The organism is Rhodophyticola sp. SM2404, from assembly GCF_053570515.1.
In genome coordinates, this window is the sequence record NZ_JBSEDL010000003.1 from 145,268 (window position 1) to 162,394 (window position 17,127).

Genomic DNA, 17,127 nt, shown 5'->3' on the forward strand with positions numbered 1-17,127 from the left:
ATATAATGAAACACCCGATAACAGCCCTTTTGGGCTTTTTACTCAGCACCAGCGCCGCCGTCTCGCAAGAGGCTGGCGTCTTCACGCTGGATGAAATCATCTTTTCCGCAGGTCTGACGGAGATTGAGGAAGAACGCACTGGCGTTAGTGTTGAGGTCCTGACGGAAGAAGCCGTTGAAGATACTTCTGTCGTGCAACTCTCGGATGCTCTCGAAACCCTTCCTGGCGTGAATATCACGCAAAACGGGCCTTTAGGTACCTCCACCACTTTGCGGATTCGCGGCCTGAACGGGAATTACATCCCCGTTCTGATCGACGGGATCGATGTAACCGACCCCTCCAGCACGCAAACGAATTTCAACTTCGGCCCGCTCAACACAATGGGGCTTGGCCGTGTTGAGGTTCTTTATGGCTCGCAAAGCGCCATTTACGGCTCCGAGGCGATTGGCGGGGTTATCTCGATCTCAAGCCTTGCCGCACCTGAAGAAAACGGCACTGAACTGCGCTATGCTTTTGAAGGCGGAAGCTATGACACTTGGCGCGGAATGCTTGGCATTGGCACCCGTTTTGATCGGGGTGAGCTGTCCTTCAGCATCAACCGTGTGACCACAGATGGCTTCTCGGCTCAGGATGAAAACAATGGCAATACCGAAGCTGATGGGTTTGACTCCACTGCCATGAATTTCGCAGGCGCCTTTGACCTGACCGATAGCGTAACGATTGGCGCAAGCGCTATTGTGCAAGATAGCTACGTGAACTTTGACAACTTCAATAGCGAGTCTCTTACAAATTCGTCGACAACGAACCTGCGCGGTGCACGGATTTTTGCTGAGCTTGACGGTGCGACCGTCGATCATGAATTCGCCATTCAATACAGCGAGACCCTTCGCAGATTTCCAACCTATGCCACGACAACATATGAGGGTACACGCACGGGCCTATCCTATTTGGGCCAAGCTGAATTAAGCGCGACCCAAGCCCTTTCCTTCGGGGCGGAGCATGTAAGTGAGACCTATTTCTCTGGCGGGAACACGAGTTATCTAACGGCGGATTATTGGATCGGGTCTGCTTTCGCTGAATACACGAATAACCTTACACCCGATCTCGATCTTTCTCTCTCAGCCCGATTTGACGAGCATTCACAGTTTGGCGGGAACACTACAGGGCGTGCGGCTTTGGCGTGGCGCGCAGGACCCAATACAGTGGTTCGGGCCTCTCTCGCCACTGGCTTCCGCGCGCCATCATTGAACGAAATGTTTGGCCCTTTCGGTGCAAATGCAAATCTGAACCCAGAAAGAAGCCGCAGCGCTGAAATCGGGGTCGAGCATGATTTCGGGGGCGCTCAACTCGGCTTTGCTGTGTTCCGCACCGATATCGACGATCTGATCAACCATGTGAATGGTGGCTACAACCAAGTCGCTGGCACAACCACATCGGAAGGCTTTGAACTGACAAGCGAAATCGCGATCAGCACTGCAGTGTCCTTCTTCGGAAATTACACTTATACCGATGCCCGCAATCAGGCGAATATGCAGCTTAGCCGCGTCCCGCGTCACGATCTTACCTTGGGGCTTTCTGGGGAATGGCAAAATGATTGGTCGGGCCAATTCACAATGCGGCATGTCGCAGACCGCTTGGATGGGGCTGTGGAGATGTCGCGTTACACTGTTTCTGACCTTACCGTCGCGCGTCAGGTGAATGATGCGGCTGAAATCTACCTCCGCGTCGATAACCTCTTTGATAAGGAATACCAGACGACACGAGGTTATGGCACATCTGACCGCGCCTTCTATTTCGGTATCCGTGGGACGTTCTAGGATCATATCCCTCATCAGCGCCGCCCTGATCAGCATCGGGGCGGCGCATGCCGATGCGCCTTTGCGCGTTGTCTCGATGAATCTGTGTACCGATCAATTGGCCATGATGCTGGCCGCACCTGATCAATTGATCTCGATCTCCGATATCGCCTCGGATCCGCGCATGTCGCCCATGGCGGAACAGGCGGGTGATTACTTGACCAATCATGGCCAAGCCGAGGAAATCTATCTTCTTGCGCCTGATCTGGTTCTCGCAGGCGTCTATACCGACCCTGTGGTCATCTCGATGCTGCGCCGCCTTGGTGTCAGGGTAGAACAGATCGGCTTGGTGAATGCCCTTGATCAAGTACAACCACGGATCAGGGAAGTCGGGGCGCTATTGGGGCGCTTGGATATCGCCGAGGATGTCGTTGCGCAATATGAGGCGGATCTTGCCCGCATCACCCCGCCCAGCAGTGGCCCGCGAGCCGAGTTTTACTACCCCAATGGCTATGCTTTGGGGACGGGTACATTAAGCAATGATATCCTCACCACAGCAGGGTTTCGCCATATCGCCGCCGAGATGGGGCGCGGCCATAGCGGGCGGCTGGCCCTCGAATTGATGGTTATCGCCAACCCCGATGTGATGATCCATGCCGAGCTATACCCTGCCGCCTCCCGCTCCGAGGAGATCATGACCCACCCCGCCTTGCAGGCTCTGCCTGCGGCTGTCACCTCCAGCAATTCCGATTGGATTTGCGGCACACCTGCGGTTGTCTCGGCCCTGTCGCGGCTTGTGGCTTTGCGGCTTGAATTGGAGGGAAGCTGATGCGCGGATTGCTCCCTCTTCTTGCGCTTCTGGTGGCGGGGCTTTTTGCGGTCTCGCTCCTGATCGGCCCTGCAGGGTTTGGTGTGGGTGAAAGCCTCTCGGCGCTCTTTGGCAATGGCGGCGAGGCGATCACATTGGTAATGCAGGAAATCCGCCTGCCGCGCGCACTTTTGGCGGTGATGGTGGGCGTCAGCCTTGGCCTGTCTGGGGCCGCCCTTCAGGGGTTTCTGCGCAACCCACTGGCCGAGCCGGGATTGATCGGCGTCTCCTCCTCTGCTGCCTTCGGCGCGGTTTTGGCGCTGCAAACAGGGGTGGCGGCGGCCTTTGCGCTGGCATTGCCATTGGCAGCCCTTGCGGGCGCGGGCATGGCGGTGATGCTGTTGCTGGTACTGGCGGGGCCACGCGGCGGGTCCTTGACCCTGATCCTCGCGGGGATCGCAATCAGCGCATTGGCCAGCGCCCTGACCGCATTGGTCCTGAACCTGTCGCCCAACCCGTTCGCTGTCTCGGAAATTGTCTTCTGGATGATGGGCAGCCTTGCGGATCGCTCCTTCACCCATGTCTGGCTGGCGCTACCCTTCATGGCGATTGGCTGGGTGCTGATCCTGACGCAAGGGCGCGGGCTTGATGCCCTGACCTTGGGCGAGGATGCGGCAGGTTCGCTTGGCATCCGACTGTCGAAAATGCGGCTTATCCTTGTGACGGGTGTTGCGGCCTCAGTAGGGGCGGCGACGGCTGTGGCAGGGGCCATCGGCTTTGTGGGCCTTGTGGTGCCGCATATTCTGCGGCCTCTTGTGGGTGCGCGCCCTTCGGCGCTTTTGCCAGCCTCTGCTCTTGGCGGGGGGGCCCTTGTGCTGCTGGCCGATATTGCCGTGCGCGTGGCCCTGCCTGACCGCGACCTCAAGCTTGGCGTGCTGATGGCCATTGTCGGCGCACCCTTGTTCCTCCACCTGATCTACAAGACACGGAGGTCGATGGAATGAGCGGCCTGCGGCTGGAAAACCTGACCGTCCTGCGCGGCAAGACCGCGGCGGTAAATGACGTGAGCCTATCGCTACAGGCAGGTGAGTTGGTCGGGCTGATCGGCCCCAATGGGGCAGGCAAGACATCGCTGATGCGCGCGGCCCTTGGCCTTCTGCCGCATCGGGGCAAAAGCTCGCTAAGCGACCTCTCTCCTTTGGCGCGGGCCAAAGCGGCTGCTTGGATGCCGCAAGCCCGCGAAATTGCATGGCCCGTCAGCGTCGAGACCTTGGTGATGCTCGGCCGCGTTCCGCATCTGGCGGCAGGTCAGCGCCCCAGTGAGGCAGATCATGACGCCGTCGCCCAAGCCATCGCTGCGATGGATTTGCAGGGCTTTGAGAGCCGCAGTGCCACCGAGCTTTCAGGCGGCGAGCAGGCCCGCGTTCTGATCGCCCGCGCTCTGGCGCAAGATACCGATCTTCTTCTCGCGGACGAGCCTGTCGCGGGCCTTGATCCCGGTCATCAGATTGCGACAATGCAAACCTTTGCCCAAAGCGCGCAGGCAGGTAAATCGGTGCTGGTCTCATTGCATGATCTAGGATTGGCCGCGCGGCATTGTCACCGTCTGGTTTTGATGAACCATGGGCGCATCATGGCAGATGGATCGCCAGAGACCGTCCTCACCCCCGACAACCTGCGCGAGGTTTTCGGGATAACCGCTTATTTGCAGAAATCCGAAAACGGCCTGATCTTCCTGCCTCTGGAGGTCTCGAAATGATCAGCGTGACGCTCGACCATCCTTGGCTTGACCTTGATCTTGGGCAAGAGATGCAAGTGCTGTCTTGGGCGCCCTATCGCGCGGGGTTTGTCACGGCGCGCCATATTCTGTGGCGCGAGGTTCGCAATGCCGATCTGACCGAGAATTTTGATGCGATTAGTTGGCTGGAGACAGAGGTCTCGACACGTGCCGAACAGCCCGCTGTTGCAATGCTCACCTCTCGGAATATCCGCATGAACAGTCTCAGAACCGCTGAATCGGCACGTTTCGAGGTCAGTTGCCTTGCGACCTTGGGCCTAACCAATGCTGAAAGGGTTGGCACCCGTCTGCCCCCAGAAACGCGCGATTACGGAACGATCAATCTGGCGCTCGTCATCACCTCTGGCCTGACGGAAACCGCAATGCTCGAAGCCCTAAGCATCGCCACCCAAGCGCGCACCGCTGCCGTCATGGATGCGGGCCATGATCTGCCCACGGGGCGCGCCACAGGGACAGGGACGGATTGCATCGCAATCGCTTGCCCAAAAGGAGATACCGCCTATGCAGGGCTTCACACCGATGTCGGCGAAGCCATCGGGCGCGCGACTTATGCGGCGATTGCCACCGAAGCAAAGCGGTGGATTGAAACGGAGGGCAAGGAATGAATGATCTATTGGTACAAGGCGGCCCTATTATCTGGATCATTGCCGCCCTCTCCGTTTTGACGGTGGCCCTTATCCTGTGGAAGATCTGGCAATTATGGAGCATGGGCGCGTGGTCGCATGGGGCAGTGACCGATGCTGCCATCCGCGATTGGGTCGGTGGACGCGCAGAAAGCGCGCACTCCACACTCTCCGAGCGCAGCTCGCTCAGGGCGCAGCTTGCTCTGGCCGCGATGACCGCCAAACAAGCCCTTCCAATCGAGGCCGCCCGCGAAGAAACCGCCCGCGTGGCGAAAGGGCTCCTGCATGAGGCCCGCTCAGGGCTGCGCGCGCTGGATCTGATTGCAACGATTGCGCCACTATTAGGCCTGTTAGGCACTGTTCTTGGCATGATCGCGGCCTTCCAAGCGCTGCAAACCACAGGCGCGCGCGCGGATGCAGCCGTGCTTGCAGGCGGCATTTGGGAGGCGCTTTTGACCACAGCCGCGGGCATGGCTGTGGCAATCCCCGCTTCCATGGCGCTGACTTGGTTCGACAGTGTGATCGAGAATGTGCAAACCGATATGGAAGACGCAGCAACGCGCATCTTTATCCAAGGGGGGAAAGAGTGAGCTTCGTCTTTGCCACCCAAACACACCGCCGCAAGCCGAGCCTGACACCCATGATTGATGTGGTGTTCCTGCTGCTCGTGTTCTTCATGCTGGCCGCGCGTTTTACGCTGGACGGCGCAATCTCGGTGTCGGGGCCAAGCGGGCAGCTTGAGGCCTATGCGGGCCCGCCCCGCTTGATCGATATTTCCCCCAACGACACGCGCCTCAATGGGCGTATGGTTGAAGATTTGGCGGTTGAGCTAAATGCGCTGACCGAAAGCAATGACGATACCATCCTGCTCAGACCTGTTGATGGTGCCCCATTGCAGCGGCTTGTTGATGTGATGGAACTGTTGGAAAGCGCAGGTTTCACGGGCATGGTTCTGGTGGAATGATGGATTTCGGCGCGCATATCACTACGCCGCGTGGATCACGGGACGGCAATATTGTTCCCATGATCAATGTTGTCTTTCTGTTGCTGGTTTTCTTCCTGATGACAGCGCAGATCACCCCGCCTGAGCCTATTGATGTGCGCCCCCCCAGCTCCTTGGCTGATCCATCGGAAACCCTGCCCGAGGGCATTCTTTTCATTGCCGCAGATGGCAGTCTTGCCTTTGAAACCACCCGAGGCGAGGCGGTATTCAGCCATCTTCCGACGGAGGCACCACTTGCAATCCGCGCTGATCGCGATGTCGACGCGCAGGCTCTCGCCGCCCTTTTGCCGCGACTGGCCGCCCTTGGAGTGAGCGATGTGACCTTGCTCACGGAGGCGCCATGATGCGGGTCTTGCAAGTCACCATATTCCTTGGCCTTTCCGCCGCTGTTCATGCAGCGGTCTTGGTCGGAGTGCCAGGGATGGGCGCTGAAAGCGCGGGCGAGAATGGAACCGCGCAGGCCAGTATCGCAGCTTCAAGTGCCCGCGCGCAGAGCATGGTGCAAAACTGGACCCGACCGCCCGAAACGGGCCAAATTCAAGGCGCGCTCCCACAGGCCGTTTCGGTTGCATCGCCCGCACTTCCCAGCCTGCCTCGCATTGACGAACAGGCGCTTTCGGCACTTCCCGTGCCGCCATCCCAACCAGAGCCAATGATCGATAGCGGCCCAATTGTGCATGATCCTTCGCCACAAATTGCGGCCCCTTCGCTGCGGCCCCAGCAACGCCCTGCAAGACCGCAACCTGCTGAAGCACCACAAGCTGCCCAAGTCGCACGCGGCTCAGGCGGGGGGCAGATACAAGGGGCAGCACCCCAAGCAAGCCCGACACCAGGGCTTTCGGCAGGACAGCGCAATACATTAATGTCGCAATGGGGTGCCGCGATCATTGCACGGGTCGAGCGAAACAGGCCCAATGTCGCGCAAAGCGGGGCTGTCAGCCTTCGGATCGCGGTCTCGCGCGATGGCACGATTGAGGGACTCATGATTATTGGCAGCTCAGGCGATGAACGCCTTGATCAAGCCGCCCTTCGTGCCGTGCAACGCGCACGCCGTTTTCCCGCAGCACCGGATGGATTGACAGATGCAAGCTACCGCTTCGATCTGCCAATCCGTTTCCAGTAAACGCGCTGAGATCAGCTTAGACGTAACGGTTTACGATATTTTCCAACCGTTCCTGCTGGCCCGATTTTGGCTGAGGATTGATATCTTCACGCTCGACCCGCTCGGTGATCGAGGCGAGATCAGATGACAGCATCGCCTGTGCTTCAGGCGAATTCCAGCCAGCATATCGCGCGTCGCGCTTGGCCTCCAACTCACCATCCTCAAGCATCTTTGCAGCAGCTTTCAGACCTGCCGCACAGACATCCATGCCGCCCACATGCGCAAGGATCAGATCCTCGGCATCAAGCGATTGCCGGCGGATTTTCGAGTCAAAATTGGTGCCGCCCGAAGTAAAGCCGCCCCCTTTGAGAATTTCGTAATAGGCCAAAGCAACCTCAGGCACAGAATTGGGGAATTGGTCGGTATCCCAGCCTGATTGGTAATCATTGCGGTTCATATCGATGGACCCAAAAATCCCAAGCGCCTGCGCCAATGCAATTTCATGCTCGAAACTATGGCCTGCAAGGATCGCATGGCCTTGCTCGATATTCACGCGGACCTCATCTTCAAGACCGAAATCCTTGAGGAAGGAATGAACGGTCGCCACATCGTAATCATATTGGTGCTTGGAGGGTTCCTGCGGCTTCGGCTCGATCAGGATCATGCCTTTGAAACCGATTTTATGCTTATACTCGACAACCATTTGCAGGAAGCGGCCCATATGCGCGCGTTCCTTGGCAAGGTCCGTATTGAGCAGGGTTTCATACCCCTCGCGCCCACCCCAGAGCACATAGTTCTCGCCCTTCAATTGCAGGGTCGCATCCATATTGGTTTTCACCGTCGCAGCCGAATAGGCGAAGACATCAGGGTCAGGGTTGGTCGCAGCCCCCGACATAAAGCGACGCTGCGAGAAGAGATTGGACGTGCCCCAAAGAAGCTTCTTGCCCGTTTCTTCCATTTTTCCCTGAATATAATCCGTCATCTCGCGCAGATTGGCGGTGTTTTCGGCAAAATTTGCCCCTTCAGGGCGCATATCCAGATCGTGGAAGCAGAAATAAGGCGCGCCCAGAATGTTGAACATGTCAAAGGCGCAATCAGCCTTCAGCTTGGCGTGGTCCATGGTTTCCCCGAACCAAGGACGCTCGAATGTGCCAAGCCCGAAAGGGTCACCACCAGGCCACGCGAAAGAATGCCAATAGGCCACCGCAAAGCGAAGATGATCCTCCAGCCGTTTGCCCATGACGATCTCGTCGGGGTTGTAATGGCGGAAGGCAAACTCATTGGTGCTGTCGGGGCCTTCATATTTGATCTGTGGGATGGCGTCGAAATACCTGCTCATGGCGTGGTGTCCTCATGGTCCAGTGTTTTGATGGCATGATAGGCGGCGCGGTATCGCGCGTGGCACTGCTTGAAATCGTCTCTAAACTGCATATTCGGCTCAAAAACACGAGCCACTGGCGGTTTGGTCACCACCTCGGAAACAGCCACGTCAGACGCGGCCAACATCCCCAAACGCGCAGCACCAAGGGCCGCGCCAAATTCTCCGTCATGGGGCAATTCCAGCGGGAAGCCCAAGACCGTCGCCAAAGCATCCAGCCAATAGGCCGAGCGCGACCCGCCGCCAAGCGCCAAGGCAGAGCGGATATTGGTGCCCGTCGCAGCCAGCGCATCATAGCAATCGGCAAAGGCAAAACTCACCCCTTCCAGAACGGCGCGCGCGGCCTCTTTGGCGTCCGTCACATGATCAAGATTGAGGAATTGACCACGGATCGAGGCATCATTATGCGGCGTCCTCTCTCCACCCAGATAGGGTAGAAACAGGCTGCGCGATGGCACTTGAAGCTCGCCCAGATCAGCGGTCAAGGCAGCAGCGCTCTGCCCTGTAAGCCGTGACAGCCATTCCAGCGCGTCCGTTGCAGCCAGAATAACACCCATCTGATGCCAACGCGCGGGCAAAGCGTGGCAGAAACTATGCACGGCGGTCTCGGGGTCAGCGCGGTAAGCATCATTTGCCGCAAACAGCACGCCCGAGGTTCCAAGCGACAAGAAAGCCTGACCATCCTCAATTACACCCGCGCCAATGCCCGCCGCCGCATTATCACCCGCACCACCCGCAACAGGCACAACGGGCAAACCCAGCTTTTCCGCCAAAGCGGGGCGCAACTTGCCCGAAACTTCCGAGCCTTCGACCAATTGCGGCATCTGGGCACGGCTAAGATGGCAAGCCGAGAGCAACTCATCCGACCAATCCCGCTTGCCTGTATCAAGCCAGCTTGTTCCCGCCGCATCCGACATCTCGGAGGCATATTCACCCGTCAGAAACAGGCGAAGATAGTCTTTGGGCAGTAGAATTTTTGAGATTTTGGCAAAAACCTCGGGCTCGTTTCGCCGCACCCATTCAACCTTGGGGGCCGTAAATCCCGGGAACACGATATTCCCAGAAATGGCTCTAAACTGCGGTTTAGTGTCGAACTCTTTGGCCTCGGCATGGCTTCGCGTATCGTTCCACAGCATGCAGGGCCGCAGCGGACGGTCATCAGAACCAACCAAAGTGGCACCATGCATATGGCCCGACAGCCCGATACCAGCCAGCGTGCTGCAATCAGCCTTGGAGGCCAAAGCCGACAGGGCCTCAATAGCCGCTATTTCCCAATCAGAAGCATCTTGTTCAGACCAGCCATCATGAGCACGCTGAACATTCAAAGCCACGCTATGCTCCGCAAGGATACGCTGCGAGGCATCAATAAGGATGGCCTTCAGCGATGAGGTGCCGAGGTCGAGCCCGATAAAACGTGTCATTAAATTTCCTCCGTTGCGAAGGCTAGTCGCATCGGAAGTATTGCTCAAGAGCTACTCAAAGAGTTCCCTGAAACAGAGGGAAAGTCGCAGCCAAAGCCCAGGCCAGAATCACCCCAAGACCCAGCCCCATCGCCATTGGTGAGCCTGTTCTGCGGCCCACGAAACTGCCCATGATGCCGAAGGTCAGATAGAAAAGCACGATGACAGGCAAGATGATCAGCAAAAACATCAGCCTTTCAAAATCAAGGGCAACAGCCACACCGAGCGACGCAAGAAAGGCCAATCTCAGGCCGAACCGCCGCACCCAGTGCGACGCCCCGCCCTGCAAAAGGGTGGCATCGGCCAGCATCGCCAAAACCGCGCCAGGCAGGATCGCGACGAGGACCAGCCAGCGTTGGCCGCTTGGCCAGAAACTCGCGACATAGCGATCAAGGATGCCACCAAAAAGCGCCAGTCCGAATAGGGCCAGCAAGAGGCCAGCCAGAATGCCACGGCGTTCAGGGAAAGCGCCCGCCATAAGCAAGCCGAATAGAACGAATGCGCCATACACACCCAAATGCAGCGCAAGGTAATCGGCCACAAGAACGGGCAGAAATTGCAGATTTACCCCCGACAGAATCAGCGGCGTCAGCCCTGCAGGCACCAAAGCCAAAATCCAGAAAACCCGCGCAGGCAAATCAGGCGCAGCTTGTCCTTGCGGCAAAACCTGCGCCATCGGTAATGCAAAAAGAACCACCCCGACCAAAGCCAGCGCAATCCAACCGCCAAGAGCAACAGCTGGAGCCTCAGGCCCGTCAATGGCAAAGCTTTGATCCAGCCAATTGCGCGCCTCGGTGATCCCCGTTGGCGAATAAAGCACACCGACATGCTCAACCATCGGGGCAACGGCCGCGCGACGGGCAAAAGCCGTGGCTGGGTCGCCAACAGTTATGCCTTCGATGACGCCAGCCTCGGCCATGATGCGGCGCGCCTCGGTTCGCAGCGAACCCTCCCATTGGCCATTAATGATCAGCAGGGATTGTGGGGCATCTTCGGTCACAGCCTGCGAGAATAGGGAAATCCCAACAATGGTTTCCACCCGCGTATCCGCGATGCCTTGCCTTACGACGATATCAGAGGCCATCGAATGCCCCAGAAGTGCGACACGGCCATCGGCGCGCGGCAGTGACACAGCCCAATCGGTGACACGGGCCGTTTGGTCCATCAGCAACCGCGTTGTGCCATCAAGCGAATTGACGTCGCCGCGCAGGGGTTGGCTATGCCGCCCATGCCCCTCAAAATCGAAACTCACCGTGATATAGCCCGCTCGGGCAAGGCCAATCTGATAGGCCGACATCAACTGGCGCGAGCCTGCAAAACCATGGGCGATAATCACAACAGGGCCAGCAGCATCCGCCCTTTGCATGAGAGTGACAGGGGTTTGGTCAACCATGTCATGGCTGATCTCCAACCCGATCCGTGGCTTCTCCAACATAACCACGCCCGCCAAGATGGCGGCCAAGCCAAGCACCAATGCCAATGCGAGCCATGGTTTCAACGGTTTCTACCCCAATAACGCTCCGTTTTTGCACAGTAGCGGATCAAGGCCCTATGCCAAGGGCTGGAATCGAAGGGCCGAACATGGTCTATGCCGAAGAAATATTATTTGGATAAGACCTATGCAGATCGTCACGCTTTTCACCAATTCCAGCATGCATCTTGAACCCGCTTTGGTCTCCTCGCTTCGCGATGCGCTTGGCGGGGGTGATGCGGTTTGGCTGGCCCCAGACCAAGCCGCTGAATTTGCCGTTGAGACGCTGCCAAACCATCTGGATGAAATTTGGAACAGCCTTCAATCCGAGGGCGTGGATCTTGTGGCGCAACCTGCGGAAGGCCGCCGCAAGAAGATGCTCCTCGCGGATATGGATTCGACCATGATCCAGCAGGAATGCATCGATGAATTGGCGGCTGAGGCAGGCGTCGGTGAACGCGTCTCTGAAATCACGGCTCGCGCCATGAATGGCGAGCTGGATTTTGACGGGGCCCTGACAGAACGGGTGGGCCTGCTCAAAGGGCTTGCTGAATCGGTGATTTCCGAGGTTTTGGAAAAGCGGATCAAGTTGATGCCCGGCGGGCCGGTTCTATTGGCAACGATGAAAGCAAATGGAGCTTATGCCGCGCTGGTGTCGGGCGGGTTTACCTCCTTCACCGCAGCGATTGCCGAAAAGCTCGGCTTTGATGAACATCGCGCCAATACCCTACTGATCGAGAATGGCGTTCTGACAGGCGATGTTGGCCGACCCATTTTGGGACGTGAGGCCAAGGTCGAGGCCTTGCATGACATCACCAATCGCCTTGGAATCGGTGTTGAAGATGTGCTGGCTGTCGGTGATGGCGCAAATGATCTGGGGATGCTGCAATTGGCAGGCACGGGCGTGGCGCTACATGCCAAACCTGCGGTTCAGGCACAGGCCCAACACCGCGTGAACCACGGCGATCTTACCGCTTTGCTCTATATCCAAGGCTATTCGAAATCGGATTTCGTGACAGGCTGATTTCCAAAAAGAAACCCCACCAAGCAGTTCCGCTTGGTGGGGCTTTTTCTGTCTTGGTCTCGGCGATTACTCCGCAGGGACCGCTTGGCTTTCAATGCCAATCGGATGCGCCAGTTTATTGAGCATCTCTTTGGGGCAAACCTGCACAAAATTGTCTTTCTCAATCGCCCAATTCTGCAAAATCTCCTCAGCCTTGCGGCTGTTGGTTTCTGCATAATGACGCTCGATCAGATCTTTGAGCTGTGCTTCCCAATGGTCAACGGTGACAGGGCAGGTGACCAAGGTTTCGGTGTTCATATTCACATCAGTCTGACCCTCAGGATCATAGAGATAGGCCATGCCGCCCGTCATCCCTGCACCGAAATTCGCACCGATGCTGCCAAGGATCACGGCAACCCCGCCTGTCATATATTCACAGCCATTGGTGCCGCAGCCTTCAATCACCACTTTGGCACCCGAGTTGCGCACGGCGAAACGCTCGCCCGCGCGACCAGCCGCAAAGAGGTATCCATCAGTTGCGCCATAAAGCACGGTATTGCCGATGATCACATTCTCGGAGGCTTTCAACGGGCTCACCTGCGCAGGCCGCACCACAACGGTGCCACCAGACAGGCCCTTGCCAACATAGTCATTGGCATCGCCCGACACCTCAAGCTTCAAGCCAGGTGCCGCGAAGGCCCCAAGGGATTGACCAGCCGAGCCTTCCAACTTGACCGTCAAGTGATCGGGCTGAAGCGAATTGCGCATGCCAAAGGCCTGAACGATATGGCTTGACGTACGCGTCCCGATGGTGCGGAGCGTGTTTTGCACCGCATAGGAAAGCTGCATCTTCTCGCCCTCCTGCAAGAAGCGCGCGGCATCCGCCACGATCTGCGCATCCAGCGTGTCAGGCACCGCATTGCGAGGCTTGTTGCAATCATAAACGATCTTGTCAGCCCCATCGACGGTGATCAGCATCGGGTTGAGGTCAAGGTCATCCAGATGCGCGGCACCACGGCTGACCTGCGTCAGCAAATCAGCACGGCCAATCACGTCATCAAGGCTGCGCGCCCCGATAGAGGCCAGCAATTCACGCACTTCCTGTGCATAGAAGGTGATGAGGTTCACAACCTTATCGGCATTGCCGGTGAATTTCGCGCGAAGGCCTTCATCTTGCGTACAGACGCCAACAGGGCAGGTGTTCGACTGGCACTGACGCACCATGATACAACCCATCGCAATCAGGGCAGCCGTACCGATACCGTATTCCTCGGCACCCATCATTGCGGCCATGACAATATCACGACCTGTGCGCAGGCCACCATCGGTCCGCAGGGTGATACGGCTGCGCAGGTTGTTCATCGACAAGACCTGATGCGCTTCGGTCAGGCCCATTTCCCATGGCAGACCTGCATGCTTGATCGAGGTCGCAGGCGATGCGCCTGTGCCGCCATTATGGCCCGAAATCAGGATCACATCGGCCTTGGCCTTTGCCACACCCGCCGCAATCGTGCCCACGCCCGAAGATGCAACCAGTTTCACCGTCACTTTACAGCGCGGGTTAATCTGCTTGAGGTCATAGATCAGCTGCGCCAAATCCTCGATCGAATAGATATCGTGATGTGGCGGCGGGCTGATCAAAGTCACGCCTTTGGTCGAGTGACGCAAACGGGCGATCAGATCAGTGACCTTCATACCAGGAAGCTGGCCACCCTCACCGGGCTTGGCACCTTGGGCGACCTTGATCTCAAGCTCTTCGCAATGGTTCAGGTATTCGGCAGTGACACCGAAACGGCCCGAGGCCACCTGCTTGATCTTGGCAGAGGGGTTATCGCCATTCGGCTCGGGGACGAAATGGGCGGGATCTTCACCCCCCTCGCCCGAGTCGGATTTGGCCCCGATCCGGTTCATCGCCACGTTCAGCGTTTTATGCGCCTCAGGGCTGAGCGCCCCAAGCGACATACCCGGCGTGACAAAGCGCTTACGGATCGAGGTGATGCTTTCCACCTCCTCGATCGGAACAGGCGCACCAAGCGATTTGATATCCAGCAAATCACGCAGATGGATCGGCGGGTTGCTCCGCATTTTGGCGGAATACTGCTTCCACATCTCGAAGGAGGCTTTGTTACAGGCCATTTGCATCAAATGCATGGTCTGCGCTTCCCACGCATGGGTCTCGCCCGAGCGGCGGGCTTTGTAGAAACCGCCAATAGGCAACACGCTTTCGCCGCGCAGCCAGCCCTTTGCATGGACCTCTTCGACCTTCTTTTGAAGGCCCGACACACCAATGCCGGAAATGCGCGAGGTCATGCCGGGGAAATATTCCGCAACCATGGCGCGGCTCAAGCCGACGGCCTCAAAGTTCAAACCACCCCGATAGGAGGAGATCACCGAGATGCCCATCTTGGCCATGATCTTCAACAGACCCTGATCAATCGCGTTGCGATAGCGTGCCATCGCTTCGGTCAGGGTGCCATCAATCAAACCACGCTCGATACGGTCCGCGATACTGTCTTGCGCGAGATAGGGGTTCACAGTGGTTGCACCACAGCCCACCAGTACCGCGAAGTAATGCGGATCAATACATTCAGCCGAGCGCACATTGATCGAACAGAAAGTCCGCAAACCTTTGCGTGTCAGCCAGCTATGAACAGCACTGGTGGCCAGAATGATTGGCATTGGCACTTTACCATCATCCTGAAAACGATCCGTCAGGATCAGATGGCCCGCGCCCGAACGTACGGCATCCTCGGCCTCGGCCCTGATGCGCGCCAAACCTTCGCGAAGGCTGCTCGCCTCGCCGCCCGCAGGGAAGGAACAATCGATGGTCACAACAGATTCACCGAAATTCTTCACCATCTCTTCGAATTGCGCATTGGCCACAAAGGGGCTGTCGAGGACCAGAATTTCAGTCTGGCTCGAATCCTCGTCCAACACATTCTTGAGGTTGCCGAACCGCGTCTTCAGGCTCATGACGCGGTACTCGCGCAAGCTGTCGATTGGCGGGTTGGTCACCTGACTGAAGTTCTGGCGGAAGAAATGGCTCAGCGGGCGATACATGGTCGACAGAACCGCACTTGGCGTGTCGTCACCCATGGAGGCCAGCGTCTCTTTTCCGTCCTCAACCATAGGCGCGAGGATTTGTTCCAACTCTTCGATGGAGTAGCCCGCTGCAACCTGACGTTTGCGCAGATCAGCCCCGCTGAAAATAGCGGTCTCGTTCAAGCTTTCGGTCTCTTTGGCCAGATCGGTGATCTTGCCGACCCAATCGCCAAAGGGCCGTGCCGAGGCAAGCGCATCCTTGATTTCAACATCATGGAACAAGCGCTGGTCCTGCATATCCACCGCGATGATCTGCCCTGGACCAAGCGCGCCTTTCTCGACAACACTGGCTTCATCGACAGGAACCATACCCGCCTCCGAGCCCGCGATCAGCAGGCCATCACCTGTCACGACATAGCGCATCGGGCGCAAACCGTTCCGGTCAAGCCCTGCGCAGACCCAACGACCATCGGTCATCGCCAAGGCGGCGGGGCCGTCCCATGGTTCCATCACGGAATTGCAATAGGAATACATATCCTGCCATGCTTGCGGCAATTCACTGGCGGTCTGGCTCCATGCTTCGGGGATGAGCATTGTTTTGGCCATCGGCGCATTGCGCCCTGCGCGTACCAGAACCTCAAAGACCGCATCAAGCGCCGCAGAATCCGAGGAACCTTGCGGGATGATCGGTTTGATATCCTCGGCCATCTCACCGAAATAGGTGGAGGCCATGCGGATCTCATGGCTTTGCATCCAGTTTACATTGCCTTTGAGCGTGTTGATCTCGCCATTATGGGCCAACATGCGGAATGGCTGCGCCAACCACCATTCAGGGAAGGTGTTGGTCGAATACCGCTGGTGATAGATCGCGAAGGCGCTTTCAAAGCGTTCATCCTTCAAGTCAGGATAGAACTCGGCCACATCCTGCGCCAGCATCATGCCTTTATAGATGATCGACCGGCAGGAGAGCGAGCAGAGGTATAGCCCCTGAATACCAGCCGCAGCCGCGGCCTTCTCAATGCGGCGGCGAATGACATAAAGCTCACGCTCGAAGGCTTCGTGATCGATGCCTTTTTCGTTGCGGATAAGAATTTGCTCAATCTCGGGGCGGGTCGCATTGGCCTTGTCGCCCAAGACAGAATTATCCACGGGAACATGACGCCAGCCATAGATGTAATGGCCCATCCGCAGAACCTCGGATTCCACGATTGTGCGGCACCGCTCCTGCGCGCCGAAATCCGAGCGTGGCAGGAAGACTTGCCCCACAGCAATCAAACGGTCGGTCGAGGGCTCATGCCCTGTGCGGCGCACCTGATCATAAAAGAAATTGACGGGAATCTGCACATGGATGCCAGCGCCATCGCCTGTCTTGCCATCAGCATCGACAGCGCCACGGTGCCAGATCGCTTTCAATGCGCTGATGCCACTATCGACAACCTGACGAGAGGCTTTGCCATCAATGGCCACAACAAGGCCAACACCGCAGGAGGAATGCTCCTCGGTTGCGTCATACATGCCATTTTCGGCCATCCATGCGCGCTTGGCTTCCTCGGCCGCGGCCCAGTTTTCATCATACTTGGTCATCTTCGTCACCTTTCCTTCGGTGCCCGCAATACTGGCGGGGACGTGCCTTGCTATGCTTT

13 protein-coding genes and 1 pseudogene are annotated in these 17,127 nt (G+C 57.6%); 10 read left to right on the plus strand and 4 right to left on the minus strand.

The features are described from left to right. The first annotated feature begins 5 nt into the window (after positions 1–5). From ACTYEO_RS05945 to ACTYEO_RS05985, 9 genes and pseudogenes are all read left to right on the plus strand, one after another. Positions 6–1,817 (plus strand): TonB-dependent receptor plug domain-containing protein, encoded by a 1,812-nt coding sequence (locus tag ACTYEO_RS05945; RefSeq protein ID WP_449322799.1) that lies wholly within the window; start codon positions 6–8, stop codon positions 1,815–1,817. Further along, positions 1,804–2,625 (plus strand): ABC transporter substrate-binding protein, encoded by an 822-nt coding sequence (locus ACTYEO_RS05950; RefSeq protein WP_449322800.1) that lies wholly within the window; start codon positions 1,804–1,806, stop codon positions 2,623–2,625. Before ACTYEO_RS05945 ends, ACTYEO_RS05950 begins: the two co-directional genes overlap by 14 nt. Then, positions 2,625–3,608: a FecCD family ABC transporter permease gene (locus ACTYEO_RS05955; RefSeq protein WP_449322801.1), complete on the plus strand. Its 984-nt coding sequence runs from the start codon at positions 2,625–2,627 to the stop codon at positions 3,606–3,608. The genes ACTYEO_RS05950 and ACTYEO_RS05955 overlap by 1 nt, the downstream gene beginning before the upstream one ends. Beyond that, positions 3,605–4,363: an ABC transporter ATP-binding protein gene (locus ACTYEO_RS05960; protein WP_449322802.1), complete on the plus strand. Its 759-nt coding sequence runs from the start codon at positions 3,605–3,607 to the stop codon at positions 4,361–4,363. Before ACTYEO_RS05955 ends, ACTYEO_RS05960 begins: the two co-directional genes overlap by 4 nt. After that, on the plus strand, positions 4,360–5,007 hold the full coding sequence (locus ACTYEO_RS05965) for an adenosylcobinamide amidohydrolase (RefSeq protein WP_449322803.1): 648 nt from the start codon (positions 4,360–4,362) through the stop codon (positions 5,005–5,007). The genes ACTYEO_RS05960 and ACTYEO_RS05965 overlap by 4 nt, the downstream gene beginning before the upstream one ends. Positions 5,008–5,015: 8 nt before the next feature. Beyond that, a pseudogene (locus ACTYEO_RS05970) lies at positions 5,016–5,615 on the plus strand (MotA/TolQ/ExbB proton channel family protein); the annotation flags it as partial. Further along, positions 5,612–5,989 carry an ExbD/TolR family protein gene (locus ACTYEO_RS05975; protein WP_449322804.1) on the plus strand — a complete coding sequence of 126 codons (378 nt, stop codon included), beginning with the start codon at positions 5,612–5,614 and terminating at the stop codon, positions 5,987–5,989. The pseudogene ACTYEO_RS05970 and the gene ACTYEO_RS05975, both read left to right, overlap by 4 nt. Next, on the plus strand, positions 5,986–6,372 hold the full coding sequence (locus ACTYEO_RS05980) for a biopolymer transporter ExbD (protein ID WP_449322805.1): 387 nt from the start codon (positions 5,986–5,988) through the stop codon (positions 6,370–6,372). Before ACTYEO_RS05975 ends, ACTYEO_RS05980 begins: the two co-directional genes overlap by 4 nt. Beyond that, positions 6,369–7,151: a TonB family protein gene (locus ACTYEO_RS05985; protein WP_449322806.1), complete on the plus strand. Its 783-nt coding sequence runs from the start codon at positions 6,369–6,371 to the stop codon at positions 7,149–7,151. The genes ACTYEO_RS05980 and ACTYEO_RS05985 overlap by 4 nt, the downstream gene beginning before the upstream one ends. Positions 7,152–7,167: 16 nt before the next feature. Here the strand turns inward: ACTYEO_RS05985 and xylA are convergent, their stop codons facing one another. From xylA to ACTYEO_RS06000, 3 genes are read right to left on the minus strand one after another with little or no spacing between them, the layout of a single operon-like run. Then, a complete protein-coding gene (xylA, locus tag ACTYEO_RS05990) occupies positions 7,168–8,469 on the minus strand; it encodes a xylose isomerase (protein WP_449322807.1) in 1,302 nt (433 codons plus the stop codon). Then, positions 8,466–9,929: a xylulokinase gene (gene xylB, locus ACTYEO_RS05995; RefSeq protein WP_449322808.1), complete on the minus strand. Its 1,464-nt coding sequence runs from the start codon at positions 9,927–9,929 to the stop codon at positions 8,466–8,468. The genes xylA and xylB overlap by 4 nt, the downstream gene beginning before the upstream one ends. A gap of 55 nt (positions 9,930–9,984) precedes the next feature. Further along, entirely contained in the window at positions 9,985–11,466 is a 1,482-nt protein-coding gene (locus tag ACTYEO_RS06000; protein ID WP_449322809.1) for an alpha/beta hydrolase, read from the minus strand. 121 nt (positions 11,467–11,587) lie between these two features. Between ACTYEO_RS06000 and serB the strand changes: the two genes are divergently transcribed. Continuing rightward, on the plus strand, positions 11,588–12,463 hold the full coding sequence (serB, locus tag ACTYEO_RS06005) for a phosphoserine phosphatase SerB (protein ID WP_449322810.1): 876 nt from the start codon (positions 11,588–11,590) through the stop codon (positions 12,461–12,463). Positions 12,464–12,529: 66 nt separating this feature from the next. On the opposite strand, the gene gltB is transcribed toward serB, so the two are convergent. Continuing rightward, positions 12,530–17,068 carry a glutamate synthase large subunit gene (gltB, locus tag ACTYEO_RS06010; RefSeq protein WP_449322811.1) on the minus strand — a complete coding sequence of 1,513 codons (4,539 nt, stop codon included), beginning with the start codon at positions 17,066–17,068 and terminating at the stop codon, positions 12,530–12,532. Positions 17,069–17,127: the final 59 nt, after the last annotated feature.